This window comes from Sphingomonas sp. PP-F2F-G114-C0414, assembly GCF_003688595.1.
Taxonomy (GTDB): domain Bacteria; phylum Pseudomonadota; class Alphaproteobacteria; order Sphingomonadales; family Sphingomonadaceae; genus Sphingomonas.
In genome coordinates this window covers 17,298-32,041 of sequence record NZ_RCWT01000010.1, presented here as the reverse complement: position 1 = coordinate 32,041, position 14,744 = coordinate 17,298, and the positions used below count along the sequence as shown (strand labels likewise).

At 66.7% G+C, this 14,744-nt stretch carries 9 protein-coding genes; 4 read left to right on the top strand and 5 right to left on the bottom strand.

What is annotated here, in order from left to right; all coding sequences use genetic code 11:
* Nucleotides 1-29: 29 nt before the first annotated feature.
* Both C8J47_RS05370 and C8J47_RS05365 read right to left on the bottom strand, forming a co-directional pair.
* Complete coding sequence (locus C8J47_RS05370; RefSeq protein ID WP_121884787.1) at nt 30-7,613, bottom strand: filamentous hemagglutinin N-terminal domain-containing protein; 7,584 nt, start codon at nt 7,611-7,613, stop codon at nt 30-32.
* 34 nt (nt 7,614-7,647) lie between these two features.
* Nucleotides 7,648-9,270, bottom strand: a complete 1,623-nt coding sequence (locus C8J47_RS05365) for a ShlB/FhaC/HecB family hemolysin secretion/activation protein (protein WP_121884786.1) — start codon at nt 9,268-9,270, stop codon at nt 7,648-7,650.
* 430 nt (nt 9,271-9,700) lie between these two features.
* Here C8J47_RS05365 and C8J47_RS05360 point away from each other — a divergent pair, with 430 nt between their 5' ends.
* The 4 genes from C8J47_RS05360 (at nt 9,701) to C8J47_RS05350 (ending at nt 12,460) form a co-directional block, all read left to right on the top strand.
* Nucleotides 9,701-10,696 (top strand): glycoside hydrolase family protein, encoded by a 996-nt coding sequence (locus tag C8J47_RS05360; RefSeq protein ID WP_121884785.1) that lies wholly within the window; start codon nt 9,701-9,703, stop codon nt 10,694-10,696.
* A 29-nt stretch (nt 10,697-10,725) separates the two neighbouring features.
* Nucleotides 10,726-11,220, top strand: a complete 495-nt coding sequence (locus C8J47_RS05355; protein ID WP_121884784.1) for a hypothetical protein — start codon at nt 10,726-10,728, stop codon at nt 11,218-11,220.
* Nucleotides 11,221-11,320: 100 nt separating this feature from the next.
* Nucleotides 11,321-11,533, top strand: coding sequence for a hypothetical protein (locus C8J47_RS18845; protein WP_147454281.1), 213 nt, complete (start codon nt 11,321-11,323; stop codon nt 11,531-11,533).
* A gap of 456 nt (nt 11,534-11,989) precedes the next feature.
* A complete protein-coding gene (locus C8J47_RS05350; protein ID WP_121884783.1) occupies nt 11,990-12,460 on the top strand; it encodes a hypothetical protein in 471 nt (156 codons plus the stop codon).
* 82 nt (nt 12,461-12,542) lie between these two features.
* On the opposite strand, the gene C8J47_RS05345 is transcribed toward C8J47_RS05350, so the two are convergent.
* From C8J47_RS05345 to C8J47_RS05335, 3 genes are read right to left on the bottom strand one after another with little or no spacing between them, the layout of a single operon-like run.
* Nucleotides 12,543-12,998, bottom strand: coding sequence for a hypothetical protein (locus C8J47_RS05345; protein WP_121884782.1), 456 nt, complete (start codon nt 12,996-12,998; stop codon nt 12,543-12,545).
* Nucleotides 12,991-13,887 carry a M15 family metallopeptidase gene (locus tag C8J47_RS05340; RefSeq protein WP_121884781.1) on the bottom strand — a complete coding sequence of 299 codons (897 nt, stop codon included), beginning with the start codon at nt 13,885-13,887 and terminating at the stop codon, nt 12,991-12,993. The genes C8J47_RS05345 and C8J47_RS05340 overlap by 8 nt, the downstream gene beginning before the upstream one ends.
* A 49-nt stretch (nt 13,888-13,936) precedes the next feature.
* Nucleotides 13,937-14,743, bottom strand: a complete 807-nt coding sequence (locus C8J47_RS05335; RefSeq protein ID WP_121884780.1) for a hypothetical protein — start codon at nt 14,741-14,743, stop codon at nt 13,937-13,939.
* Nucleotide 14,744: the final 1 nt, after the last annotated feature.

Below are 14,744 nucleotides of genomic sequence, written 5' to 3'. Positions count from 1 at the left end.
CACAAGACGCGGGCGCGCCATCGATCGGATCACTTGCACGACTCCTTCTTGCCGGCGACGCAGCCATCGGTATCGGGCTTCGGCGCCAGTGCCGCCAGCCCGGTCAGCAGTTCCTCGTTCGAGCCGCCGACGAGCGGATCGAACGGCACCGTCAGATCGGCGACCGATCCGAACAGATCGGCCTGGCTCGCGGAGAACACCTGCAAGGTCGGCTGGATCACGATCGCGGTGAGACAACCCGCGCCCGATCCTACGACGCAGCCGTTGATCCGGGTGGCGGAGACGTTGGCGTTCCCCAGCGCCACGGTGTCCGGCCCCAGCAGCGCCGCCGCGGTCGCGCCGACGCCGTTGATCGTGCCGAATGCGGCGAACGTGTTGGACGCGGTGGTCGGGCGCAGGCTGAGCGCCGGATTCACCGGTGCGGTGGGGGTGCCGCCCAGAACGATACCCGTGTTGGTGCGCGCGACACCGGTGTTCTGGAACAGCGCATAGTCGCCGTAGCGCACCGTCAGGCTGCGGGCCGAGACCGTCGTCGGCGCGGACGGATCATAGGTGCCGCCGCCGAGATTGGCGTTGTAGAGCGCCGAATTGGCGTTCCCCACCAGCCCTGCGACGACCTGCGTGACGGTGGCATCGTCGTTCAGGAGGTTGAGGAAACCCGCGCCAAGCCCGACCGCGATCCGGTTGCCGCGCAGATCGAGATCGGCGGTATCGAACAACAGCCGCCCGCCCGCCGTGCTCGTCGCCGCGACGTGGATCGCGGACGCGGTATCGGTCTCCGACGTGGTCGTGCCACCGAACCGGAACATCCGCCCCGCCCCTGCACCACTGACGATGCCGTCGATCGTCATCCGCCCGGTCCCCAATACGTCGACCGTGCGGCGGCCCGCATCGGCGTCGAACGCCAGCGTGCCGATCTCGACCGCGCCCGTGCCCTGCCGGAAGGTCAGCGCATCGGCCTCGACCAGCTTGATCTCGGCATCGGACAATTGGAAGCCGTCCGCGGCGGTGCCGTCGCCGAGCCGCAGCGCGCTGGTATCGCCCGTGCGGTTCTCGAACCCGACCGCGGCGGCGCGCTGGATACCCGACAGCCGGGCGTCACTGGCCTTGATCGTCAGGCTCGGCCCGGCGATCATCTGGCCGAGCGTCGCGATCCCGACCGCGTCGATCGTCGCGGCACCGCTGGTGCGGCTCGACGCGAGCGACACGTCGCCACCGCCGGTCACCGACAGCGCGCCACCGGTATCGATCGCGCCCGTCGCCAAGGCGGCACCCGCTTTCAGGCTGGTATTGCCACCTGCCCTTAGCGCCTGCGCTGTCAGCCCGTTGGTCGCGGTCAGCGACAGCGTACTCCCCGCGGTTGCGTCGCCCACCGTCAACGCGGTGCGCGCCTGCACCAGCAACGCGCGGGCGGCACTCAGCCCGCCCGACACCCGGACATCGCTACCGCCGATCGTCGCATCGCCTGCCGAGGTCGCCCCAGCCAGCGTCACCGCGCGGTCGCCGGTCACGGTGAGATCGCCGGCCGTGCTCGCCAACGTCGCGCCGGCCCCGGTGCGCCCACCGATATCGTCCGCCGCCTTGAGCGTGAGGGCGCTCGCGGTCGCCGTGTCGAGCCGGATACCGCCGCCGGTTGCCGTAATCGTGCCAGCACCCTTTGCGCCAAACTCACCGATAGCCACCGCACCGCTCGCTGTGGCTGTTGCCCCGCCACCAGCGACAAGCCGAGTAATGGCAACGTCGCCGGCGCGCGCCGTCGCCGTCACATCGCCCGTGTCGGACGTCAGCCCAGCCAGCGTAACCGCCTGTCCGGCCACCGACGCCGCGCCGTTCACCGCGTAGGTGCCACCCGAAACGCCGCCCCCTGCATCCACCGCCAGTGCGCCCGCTGTCAGGCCATTCACCGTAACCGCGCCGGTTCCGATCAGCGTCGCCAGACCGCCGGCCGTCACTCGGCCGATCGCCAGGTCGCCGCCGGTCGCGGTGGCAGTCAGCGATCCTTGCGTCGTCGTGACCCCGGTCAGCGCGATCGACTGCCCGGTCAGCGATGCCATACCCGCCGTCGTGAAGTCGCCACCCGACAGTGCACCGCCCGCCGTGGCGGTCAGCGTATTCGCCGTCAGGCCGCCGATCGCGATCGTACCGGGTGCGGTGAGTGTTGCGCCGCCTCCTGCAGCGAGCCGATCGATCGCAATGCCGTCCCGTCGAGCCGTCGCAGTGATGCTCCCGGTCTCGGACGTGAGACCCGCAAGCCGGATCGATTGCCCGGCAACCGACGTCACGTCCTTGATGGCATAGGTTCCGCCCGTAACCGTACCGCCGGCGTCGAGCCTTAGCGCGTTCGCCGTGATAGATCGGACACCGATCGCACCGGGTGCGGTGAGCGTCGCAGCGCTACCCGCCGCGACCGTGGCGATCGCCATGTCGCCGGTGCGCGCAGCCGCGCTCGTCGACCCGAGACTGGCGGTGAGGCTGGTCAGTCCGATACTGCCCGCCGCCACGCTGTTATCCCCACGCGACACGTACGCGCCACCCGCCAGCACGTCGCGTGCGTCCACCGCGAAGGTATCCGCGGTGATCAACCCGACCCTGATCGCGCCTGCCGCCGTCGACAATTGCGTCGCCTGCGTCGTCGTCACAGAATCGATCGCGAGATCGCCCGCCGACAATGCGATTCCCAGATTCGCCGCGCGGATCGTACCGGCCGTGAACGCCGCGTCATTGGTAAACAGCGTCGAGACCGAACGGCTGCCATCCGCGGCCGTCGCGATGCCGCCGACGAGCCCGGCATCGATATCGCCGAGCGTCACGGTCTTGCCCGATCCCGCGCGCAACCCCAGCGCGCCACCGTTGCGGGCTGAAATGCGCGAGCCGAGCAGGTCGATCGCGCCCGCTGCATCGAGCAACATCGCATCGCTCGCGACGCCGTTGCCGCTGTTCGCGACCAACGCAAGCCCGTCGCCTGCGCCGATATTGCCACTGGTGGCGGTGATCGCGATACGGCCGCTCGCTTCCTGCGTAACGTTGCGCCCCAGTAATACCGTCCCGCCGGTGACCAGATAATTGCCCCCCGCCAGGATCGCGCCGGGCGATGCGGCGACGCCTGCCGCGCTCAACACGATGTCGCCGCTCGCGGAGCCGCTGTCGAGCCGTGCATCGCCGGCCGTCGAGGCCAGGTTGGCGCTGCCGCCGGACACTGTGACCGCCCCCACCGACAGGTCGTCGCCGCGCGCGAGCGCGCCGATCCCGGTGACGGCGGTCAGATCGCCGGTCACGAGCTTTCCCGACACGGCCTCGAGCGTTATCGCGCCGGTGGCACTGGTCAGGTCGCCGACCCGGAGCGAGCCGCCGGTCAGGTCGATCGCGCCGGTGCTCCGGATCGCGCCGCCGGTGATCGCACCGCCCGAGTTTGCCGCGACCGACAGTCCGCGGATGCCGCCGAACGACAGCCCGTCGGTGCTGGTCAGCGTGACCGCATCGCTCGCGTCGATCAGGCCGCCGACCGAGACCGCGCCCGACGCGCGGAGGTCGACCAACCCGGCCTTGATCCCGTTGCGGATAGTGAGATCGCCGCTGTCCGCGAACAGCTTGACGAGGTTGGTACCCACACTGATCGAACCGATCTCGATCGTATCCGCGCGCAACGAGACCGGACCGCCGGTCAACGCGCCGAGCCGCACCGCGCGCCCGACGTCCACCGTATAGCCGCCATCGACGCCGGTATTGAGCTCGATCGTCGTGCCCGGCAGATACCCGGTGACGTCGCCATTGGGGGCGCTGAGCGAGAGGCTGCTGCCGGTGCTGGTGATGAACGGTGCGCGAATGTCGCGCGTGGAGGCGATCGTGACCTTGCCGACCGCGGTGAGACCGTTGACGATCAACACGTCCGCCGGATTGGTCAGCGTCGCCAGGTCAGCCGTGCCCCCGGCATCGACGCTAGCGAGGCGGATCTCGCCGACCGAGTTGATCGTCAGGTTGGATTTCGTGGTGATCGCGCCGGTCGCGACCCCACCGATGCCATCGATCGCGGTGATCGTCACCGGCCCGCTCGCGTCGATTCGTCCTCCGGCGATTCCCGTTGCGGAGGTGCCGACCGATCTAAGATCGACTGCATTGGCATTGATCGTACCGTAATCGATCCGCGATCCCGACACCGCCAAGTCGCCGCTGAGCGCCGCACTGCCGAAATTGACCACGCCGTCCACCGCGGTGATCGCCAACCCGCCCGACGAGACAGAAACGTCGCCGAGACGGATTCCCGCCGCGCCGCCGGTGATCGACAGGCCATCGACCACTGCGATGTCGCCCACCGTCAGCGCCCCGGTCAGCGGTTGCCCCGCATTGAAGACCAGCGATCGACCATTGACGTCGCCGAGCGTGATCGCGTTCGCGCCGCCATCGACGGTGACCGCGCCCTGCTGTGCCGGACCACCATTGATCACGCTATTCGCCGCGAACCCGATTCCACCGGTTGCCGACAACGCAAGCGATTGCGCCGTCCGGCCATCGCTTCCCGACGTCAGCGAAAGTCCGGACGCGCCGGTCAGCGTGCCGGCCGTCGCGGCAATCGAGACCGCACCTACCGCCGCCTGCACGCCGCCGAGCGTCACCGACCCGCCCGAAACACGGTAATCGCCACCTGCGGTCACTGCGCCCAGCAATCGCGCCGCACCGACATTCGCCACGACAGTTACGGGGCCGGCCGTCGCGCTCAACGCTCCCGCGACATCGACATCGCCACCGGTCGACGTCAGCGTCACGCCCGTGACGCCGCGTGCCGATGCGATCCGCAGATTGCCCGCAGCTACGGCGGTGGCGGCGTCGGCGGTGCTGATCGCACCCGTCGTCAGGGTCGACGAGGAGGTCAACGTCACAACCCCGCCGGCGGTCAGCGCACCGGTGGCAAGCCCCGCACCAGACAGCGACAAGGGGCCGGTGAGCGTGGCGTTACCGAGCGAGAGCGCGGATGTACGCGTGAGACCGCTGGTCGCGGTATCGGTACCGACAGCGCCGAGCAGGTTGCGCGCAACGACGTTGCCGAGCGCGACACTCCCCTCCGCGACGCCGGAGCGGATCACGACGTCGGATTGCGAGGCCGACCCACCCCTGAGTGTCGTTCCCGGCGCGAAGGCGATCGCGCCATTCGTCGTGTCGGCGATCGCAAGCTCGAGCGCTTCACTGCCCGTACCGTCCGAATTGGACTGCAAGGTCAGCCGGTCGAGCCCGATTATGCCCCCCGCGCCCCCGCTGATCGTCACCGCGCCTCGGGCGGCCTGCGTGACGACGCCGATCAGTCCGGATCCCGTCGTTCCTAGCGAAACCGAGCCGCCGTTGACCGCATAGTTGCGGCCCGCCGTAACGGCGCCCGAAACGATCGCCGCCGATCCCCCCGCGTCGACGATGACGTCGTTGCTGCCGGTCAAGCTGCCCGCCGTCACACCGCCGCTGCCCGTCAGTCGGAGAACACCGTCGTTCGCGGTGCCGCTCGCCACCGTTACCGCGCCGTTGGCAGCCGTCGCGCTCAAGGCGCCACCAGCGGTCAGGCGTACGCCGACGGGCGCAATCCCTGCAATCCCTGCAATGCCGCCGCTCGTCGCCACGAGCGCGAGATCGCCGTTGGTGCTTGTCACGGCGTTCAGCCCCAGACTCGCGCCGGTAAGTGTTACCGTATTCGCAGCGGTGATCGCCCCGGACGAGGTGAACGCGCCACCAGCCGTTGCGGTAAGACCACCAGTTGCCCTCACCGCGCCGCCATAGGTCTGCGCGCCGCTGGTCACGACACTGATATCGCGTGCGCCGACCGCGCCGCCGATCGCGGTCGACTCGGCGGTCGCTGCGGTCGTGCCGATCGTCAAAGTGCCACCCGCGGTCACCGCGCCTGTCACCGCGAAGGCGCCATCGCGTGCGATCGCAATGTCGCTGGACGCTCCCCGGCTGACGAGGCCGCTCGACACCGTAGTTGCGCCACTCCCGTTCAGCGCGATGTCACCGCTCGCATCGACTGCCGCCAGGACCATCGCGCCGGTGCCGTTCAGCGTAACGGCGCCCCCTGATGTCAGCACGCCGGCGGTCAAGCTGCCCCCCGAACTCAGCGACAACGCCGACCGCGTGGTCACATCGCCAAGGTCCAGCGGGCCGCCGACCGACAGCCCGTTGGTATAGGCGCCGCCGCCGACCGCCCCGAGCAGGCCGCGCGCCGACATGTCCCCGAGCGATATCGCGTTGCCCGCCACCCCGACGCCGATCCGGACGTCGGAGTCGAGGTTAGGACCACCCTCGATCGACGAGCCCTTGGCGAAGACGATATCACCGCCTGCCGCGCCAGCCGTCGACAGCGTCATCAAGTTGTTGCCCGCACCATTCGCGTTGGCGCGAAGCGTCAGTCCAGCGCCGCCGGACAAGGTCCCATTGGTTGAGGTAATGTCAACCACATCAACCGCAGACTGCACGACCGACGTGGAGCGCCCCAGCGTGACGCCGGTCCCGGCGACGCGGTAGTCATTGCCTGCCGTGACCGCGCCCGCCACGCTGGCGAGCCCCCCGGCGTTGACGACGACGTCGCCGCCCGACCGTAGCGCGCCGGTCAGCGCCACTGCGCCGTTCGCGGTCAGCGTCACATCGTCATTGATCGCACGCCATGCGCCCGACCCGCCGATGCCGACCACACCGCCGGTCTCGGTCGCCGTGCTGCCCACGGTCACGCCGTTACCGCTGCGCCCCGCCGACAGCACGATGCCGTTGTCGCCGTTCGAGGCGCTGGTAACGGATGCATCGACGCTGAGCAGGGCATCGGTGACGTTCGCCTTGGAGGCGAGCGCGAACACGACGTTCCGGCCGCTCACCGACCCGGTCACGAGCTGGCTGGTGCCGCCGACCGACGTTCCCTTGTCCAACGTCACCGACAAGGGACTGCCGGCGGCGTAGTTTAGCGTCACGTCGGTCGCGGTAACGAAGGCGACGTCCTGATTGCCCGCGGTCAGCGTGCCGGCCGAGGTGATCTTGGGCGCGACCATGATCAGCCCGCGGTTGCCGCTCGACAGCGTGATCGTCGCGCCCGACTGGACGCGGATATCGCCGGCGGTGCCGCCTTCTTTGCCGAGGCCATAGCTGCCGCCGAGATCGTTACCGGCGAGAAAATTTGCCTGATCGGGCTTCAACGTCGTCAGGACGAGCGACCCGGTGTTGATCTTGGCGCCCGATCCGACGAGGATGCCGTTGGGATTGAACACCCAGACCGCGACGTTCGTATCGGACTTGAGCGTGCCGAGGATTTGCGTGCCGGCCGTCGATCCCGATACGTCGCGGTTGAGTACTGCGATGTTGCGCGCAAGCGCCGCCCCCCGACCGTCGGTGAACTCCGCCGTCGCTCCGGTCGGCACGTTGAAGCCGTTCCAGTCGATCACCGTGCTGGTGGCCTTGAGATCGACCGACAAGGTCGAGCCCGAGCGCGTCACGGTCGGGTTGCCGCCGCCGGGCGACGTCATCACCGCCGTCACGTCGCTCGCCCTGGGCAGCGCCTGCGCCCATCCGACCGCGGGCACACAACCGCTTGCGAGCACGGTGCTGATCGCCAGCGTGCGGCGGATATGGCGACGGTACAATGGGATGGACATCGAAGGCTCCCCTAAACTCGGTACGGCGCGCGGGTCAGCGCGTCTTGTCGCGGAATTGCGCGGTCAACGACACCAGCACGCGGTTGGGCGGGCGCTTCTCGTCCAGCTTCAAAACCCGATCCAGCGGGTGCGCATACATAACCTCGAGCACCAGCAGCCCCGGCAACGAGAAGCGGGCGCCCCCGCCATAGCTGCGATAGGTGCGCTTCGGCTCGATCGCATTGCGATCGAGATTGCGCAGATAGACATGGTCGTAGAAACCGAACAGCTGCGTCCCGAGGCCGGTGATCAATGGCAGCTCGGCGCGGACTTCGCCGCGACCGCCGACCGCACGATCGCCGGTGCTCACGCCCGGATCGTAGCCGCGACCGATCGTCAGATTGCCGACCGAGAACTCCTCGTAGTTCAGCAGCGGATCGTTCGTCCATTGCGCCTGGCCTTGGCCGGCCAGACTGAAGATCGGACCGACCCCGATCACCGTGTCGACCGTACCACGCACCACCAGAGCGCGCGAATTACCGTCGATCCGCGAGGTCTGCCGACCGTTTGCAAAGCCGATATCACTCGATCCGAACACATCGACGCCCTTGCGGACCTGCAGCGAACTGGCGATCGAGAATGCGGTCGCGCCGTCGTACCGCACCGTGCGATAGTCGCCGTCGATACCGATAAAGCCGATCCGCAGCTTATCGAGAGTCAACGGCACCGACCCACCCTCGGTCCGCACCACCGAGCGCTGGTCGACATAGTCGAAGCCGCCTGTCGCCCGCAGGTTGGCCCGCAACGACCGGATCAGCGGCCGCGCCAGATCGAACCCGGTGATCAGCGTATTGGTCCGCAGGTCGAGGGCACCAAGGTCGGGATGCGACCATGCATAGGTGAAGCGCGCGCCCAACGTCGTGCCGTTGCGGTCGAGGCCCATGATGTGCCCCGCTTGCACGACGCGCTGTTCCTTGAAGTCCGCGGTTGACGACACGCCGACATAGGTGACGTCGGACAGCCCGGTCAGCCCATAGATCTCGGCCCGCGCATAGCCCGTCTCGCGCCCGGTCAGCCGGCTATTCTGGTTCTGCACGTTGGCGATCACCGCGAACCGGCGGAACGCGAGCGACAATTCGCCGATCACTTCGCCCTGTCGCGTTCCTGCCGGGCGCAGCGACAACTGCACCTCGAGCCCCGGGATATCACCCGCCAGCAACAACAGCCGCTCGGCCTTCTTCTCGTTCAGCGGATCGAGCGCCTGGATCTGCGCGATCCGCTCGCGCAGGATCGAGTCATACGGCCCGGCCGATCCCCGCACGCGAACTTCGACGATGCGCGCGGTCACGACCTGCAGTTGCAACGTTCCGCCCGTGATCTCCTGCGCAGGGATCTGCACCGACGCTACCCAGCCCGCATGTCGCAGCGCGGCGTTGGCACGGTCGCGCAGTGCGCAGACGACGCTGATCGGCTGCTCGCCCTGCGGCACGTCGATGCCGGCCACCGCTTCGGCGATCTCGGGTTGCAACGCGCCGCCATCCGGCCGCACGAAGCTTAGCGTGGTCAGCGTGACCTTGAGCGACGACGTCTCGAACGGACAGGCGGGCTGTTCCAGCGCACGACTCGAATCGACGCTGACCGCCGATTCCTGGCGCGTGTCAGGTGCGGGTGGCGTCACTTCCTGACGGGAAGGCAGAACTACTTGCGCCCCAACAGGCTGCGCAAGAAGCGCCCCCCCTGCGACGCCAGCCATCATAAGCACGTATGAACGCCATACTTTCGATGTCATCAATCCCCCGCGCGTTGCCGATAACGACGTGCGATTTGCAGACAGACAAACTGTCGCTCTCCTTTGGGGATACGCACGACGCCTTGAAAGGCCCGACGGACCATGACGACATTTTTACGCCATGCATAGATGCGAAGTCGCTGTGATCTTTCGAAGACTATGGTTAACCTCAAAAAACTTCTAAAACCGGCTGGAGATCATTCGCTTTCGATCTATTGTAGTCGCCGCACGACCGGGCCCGTTGCAGGCTGGCTCACCCGCTGCATTGAGGTGCAAGCCTGTGGAATTGGGTAGTATCCACGACCAGGAGACAGGAACGATGGCGATGTTACGCGTTGGAAGCCGTGGCGAGGACGTCCGAAATCTACAGACGCTGTTGCGCCAGTACGACCCGCAGCTCGGCGCCGATGGCGTCTTCGGTCCGCAGACCGAGCGCGCGGTGCGGCTGGGCCAGCGGCGCAACGGGCTCTACCCCCCCGACGGCATCGCCGGCCCGATGACGATGGGCGTCTTGACCGGCAACGGTGCCGGCTACGCCAGCCCGGCGCGCGGCATCCCCGCCGGCACACCGACGCGCACCGTCGCGATTCCTGGAACCCGTTCCGCCGCCTTCCAGAAGGCGCAGACCGCAGCCAGCGCGGCAAGTGTCGGCAAGGGCGATCCCGGCCCCCTGAAAGCCGCCGTCGAACCCGCCCGCGAACGCGCTCGCACCGCGGCGATGCCGGCGGGGGTGACAAAACCTGTCGCGACCATGACCACATCGCGCGCAGGCAGCCGATTCATCATCGCGCACGAAGCACAACGCGGGGTCAGCAATCGGCTTCATCATCCATCGGCCGGCAGTGGCGTCACCATCGGTCCCGGCTATGATATGAAGGACCGGACACAGGATCAGGTCGAAAGGGACCTTTTGGCGATACTTGTGCCACGCGAAGCGGCCGCAGCAGCAGCGAAAGGAGCACGATTGTCCGGGGACGCGGCCGGACGGTTCGTTCGCGAGAACAAGACGCTTCTCAATCTCAGCCTGACCCAAGAAACCGATCTTCTCGGCCACATAATCGGCCATTACGAGGCCATGGTGAAACGTGCGATCAAGGTCCCGCTTCATCAATACGAGTTCGATGCGATGGTTTCCTACGCGTACAACCCCGGCGGCGGCTGGCGAAAAACGACGAACCTCGTCAACGAGAACAAGAATCAGGCGGCAATGCTGGAAATCAAACGTCACGTCCGATCGAAGGGCGAAATCATCCGCAGTCTGGTCGTTCGTCGCGAAGCTGAAAGCCGCATGTTTCTGTATGGAGAATATAAATGATTAGGTCTCGCCTATCGCTCGCGGTGTCAGTGCTGATGCTTTCTGCATGCGGCAGCAATGCCAGCGAAGCGTCAACCAATGCCGCCAACGCCACCTCGGCCAGCGCTGAAGGCACAAGCGAGGTCGTTGATCAGCCCGGAGATTTCGGAAACATCACACGTGACGCCGCCCCGACCGCTACTGCGGGCTCACAATATACCGAAGACCAGACGAACGCGACCGGAGTGGCATCGCTGCGTCGCGAACTGATCGGGGCGGCCGCAACGCTGGATGGCCAGCCGATCACCAACGTCAAGGCAGTGTCGCGTTGCCAGACGGTGTTCACCACCAAATCCAATGCAACTGTTACCGTGCACTGGAATAAGGTGGGCAATTTTGCCGCAACCGTAGATCACGGATCGGCGACAATTCCGATCGATGACGGTGCTGGCGTGCACAATTTCATTTTGCCCGAAGGCGATGGTTTCCGACGGGTCAACGGTACGATGGGACATCTCGCCGATGCCTGTGAAAGCGAGAAATAAAGTCTCGGATATTCGTGCCTGCCCGAACTGACATCGGTTACCCGTTGCACGCGCAAATACGAGACGGCATTTGTCGCCATGCGTCTCTAAGATCACAACCATGGATGGCACCAAAACAGTGAACTGGTCAAAAGTGCAGGACTGGGCCGCGCGCGATGAGAATGAGCGGACAATAATCGAACTGAATGACGGGCGCGAAACCAGCGTCGTATCCGTACCGACGAAACCCCAACCCGAGCCGATCGGCAACGCCTTCGCCCGCGTCGAAGGCGGTTTCATAGTTCTTGCGGAGACGTGTTCGAAGAGGCCGTGACAGGAAACCGCGGGGCTTTTATCAACATATCCAAGACACCTGAGCGGTACGACCCGATCCGAACGGCGACAGGATCTGGAATAGTGGAAGATCCGATTGAGGTGTTTCGCCGTAGATGGCAGATCAGGTGTAACACACGGAAAATACGGCGAGCGTAACCTTGAGGTAATAATGATAGCACATTTGCACGAACGCGAGCGTTGGGGCCGCCCTGTATTGCGAACCGCAATACTACACCGTGTTGGACGGCTCGTCGTACCGCTGTTCGCCTGTGCGATGTGGTCTTCCGCCGCGTCCGCCACGTGCGTCTGGACCGATCTCATCCACTCGCAGACGCGCGCAGCCGCGATAAACCGAACCACACCGCGGGTCCATTTTGTCCAGGATACCGGTCCAGGATGCCCCGCTGCCGGTGCGGCTTGCCAGTCCCGCGCCTATGTCACGACAGGCGATATCGTGCTCGCCGGCAACACCCGAAACGGTTACACCTGCACGGGCTTCCAGGGGCCGCGCGGTAGCGGCACGATCGGCTGGCTGCCAAGCGCGGGGCTCAACATGCTGCCTGCTGCAGCGCAGATCCCAGCCGACTGGGCGGGGCATTGGTACGCGCCCGAACAAGATATCGTGATCAAGGCAGCCCCCGGCGGAATGCTGTCGGTAAAGGGCGACGCGACCTGGGGCATGAGCGCCTGGCGCGCTGAACACGGGAGCGTGCACGTCGGCACGCTCAACGGCATAAGCCGCCCCGTCGGGGGTGTTCTTTCCTTCACCGAGGGAGAAGGTCGCACCCTGCCCTACACCGGCGGAGACGAGTTCAGTTGCAAGGTCCGCATGATCCGGCGCGGCCCCTATCTGCTGGTACGCGACAACGACAATTGCGGCGGCGCAAACGTCAGCTTTTCAGGGTTTTACGCCAGAAAGCCCTAGTCGCACGCACGGTGGGCTCTCGGGCCGGGCGCCGCGATAGGCCGGATCCGCAATCGCCCCCGGTCGCCTATTCGCCCGCCTCCTATTCGAGCGCCTCGCCGAGCCGCTTGCCTTGCGCGGAATAGAACCGTGCAGAGGCGAGATTGCCGGTTGCCCGGTAGCGCCGACTGGCTTCGTTGGCGCCGGCGACGGCCAAACGATAAATGTCGATGCTCGCTTGCCGATCGCCGCTGGGGTCGTCTTGGGCCTTGAGACCGGCGTCGAACCGCCACGCCGGTCGCCAGTCTCCACGGTCGGTCGGCATGACCCCACTGAACGGACGACCCCTGACCATTTTTCCGAAGAACAATCCTGGCGATCCGCCACGCCGCGCCACGCGCAACGTGCCGACGCCCTCCGCCATGCCGTTCGCGCACGGCCCGATCCACGTGGCCGTGCCGCTCGCGATCGCCGCCGGCGCGACGGCACGGCAGGTCGGTGCCGCCCTCGCGCCGCAGGCCGACAGGGCGATGACTAGTGCCAAGCCGAGCTTACGCATGGAACGTCGCCAACAGATCGGCACCGCATTCGAAGTGATGGGGATCAGGCGTCGAAAACGTCGCGCCCCAATACCAGCCATGTCGATTGAAGATCGGTGCCAGCAACTGAAGTCCCAGATTCACATGCCGCGCCTTGCGGGGTACCAGTTCGCCGTCGATCTTCATGTCGATCGCCGTACCCCAGGCGTGATTGGAAATCGACCGGGACGATCCGCGGACGTTGCGACAGCACATCATCCCTGCGGTCCCCAGCCTGGTGTGCAGGTCGGGGTGCAGCCGTCGCACTTCAAGGAAGATCGCCGCCAAGCTCTCGACAGCCGGACGCAGTCCCGTGACACGAAACGGCCCGACATCGGTCGTCACGACCAGTTTCTTGAAGGCTTGGTTGGTCGGCGGCTGGCAGTCCTGCGTGAAACTCTCGCGTGGTGTTCCCAGGCGCGCGATGACAGCGTGATTGGACGGCGACCGAATCCCGACGTTGACCGACCCGCGGGTCGGCAGCGGCAGGTGATCGGTATACCGCAATCCGCGACTGGACGTCGGCGGCGCAGCAGGCGCCTGTGACGCAGAAGGAGCCTGTGACGCAGCAGAGCCCGCGCCGTGGCTTGCGGCGGTCCGGTTCGCGATCGCCGGCGCCGCGCGGCTCGCCACCGTTGCTGCGGGCCGGCTCAGCGACCGCCAGGTGGGGCCAAGCACCTCGACCAGTCCATCGGGACGCGCCAGAAGCCGTTGCTGCGCGGCGACGATCGCGCCGATCGTCCGCCTACCGCACAGACCATCGATGGGACCAGGCGAATGGCCCGACGCCCGCAGAGCCTCCTGCACATGTGTGACGTCGACCTTGCGGTTGAGTCCGTGAAGTCCGACCGAACCTTGCAACTGCGCCATGAACAACTCCTTGCCAGAGGCTTCGCTAACGTAAGTGCTTCTCTACAACTCACCGCCCATCGACGGACCAATGCGGCGGATCCGACAACAGTTTCCTGACGCCGTAGCTTGCGCCGACCGTATGCAGCGTCGCGTTGTCGTTGCCATTGCGCGGCTGGTCGATCGGCTGTGTCGCACCAGCGGCATCGACGATCTCGATCGGGCCCGACCAGCTGATCGTCATGTCGATCGCCAGCCCGGCGATATGGTTCGAGGTCAGCGACGGCTTGAAGCGGATCGCGAACAGCGCGACCATTTCGGCCGCCGCGGCGATCGAGCGGGTGTCGTCGCCGTGATCCCAGATGATCCCCGCCGTCGGTTCGTCGGGGACGTCCGCGGGCGCGACCGCCCCGTGCGAGACCTGCCACGCATAATGCATCAGCCACGCCCGGATGCGGTTGCGCCGGGTGGAGGATATCCGAACGATCGTCCCCGCGTTCGCCAGCGCGGTGAGGAACTGGGTCACCTGCGCGGCGAAGGCCGGCGCGAGATCGGCGACCCTGTCGCTGTTGGGAAACCGCGCCTGATTGCGGCGAAACCAGTCCGCCCCGCTCAGCTTCGCCGATGCTTCCCGCGCCCGCGCCTGTTCGCGCAACAGGTCCGAGGGCGACTGCTGCGCAAGCGCGGTCACCAGGTCGCCGCGGGACGAGCTGCGGCCCATCACGCGCGAGGCATAAGTCCGCATCGCTCGACTGGTCGCACCGTCGAGCACGCCATCGGTCCTGAGCGGCGTCATCCCCAGCGTGCTCGCGCGCAGGTTGAGCAACCGCTGAAGCTCGGCGGTCTGCGCAGGCGTGGCGGCGGGTGCCCTGGCCATG

Excerpts from the sequence above, each read along its gene's own strand:
- C8J47_RS05370 (WP_121884787.1), bottom strand. The coding sequence starts at position 7,613 with ATGTCCATCCCATTGTACCGTCGCCATATCCGCCGCACGCTGGCGATC.
- C8J47_RS05360 (WP_121884785.1), top strand. The coding sequence starts at position 9,701 with ATGGCGATGTTACGCGTTGGAAGCCGTGGCGAGGACGTCCGAAATCTA.
- C8J47_RS18845 (WP_147454281.1), top strand. The coding sequence starts at position 11,321 with ATGGATGGCACCAAAACAGTGAACTGGTCAAAAGTGCAGGACTGGGCC.
- C8J47_RS05345 (WP_121884782.1), bottom strand. The coding sequence starts at position 12,998 with ATGCGTAAGCTCGGCTTGGCACTAGTCATCGCCCTGTCGGCCTGCGGC.
- C8J47_RS05340 (WP_121884781.1), bottom strand. The coding sequence starts at position 13,887 with ATGGCGCAGTTGCAAGGTTCGGTCGGACTTCACGGACTCAACCGCAAG.
- C8J47_RS05335 (WP_121884780.1), bottom strand. The coding sequence starts at position 14,743 with ATGGCCAGGGCACCCGCCGCCACGCCTGCGCAGACCGCCGAGCTTCAG.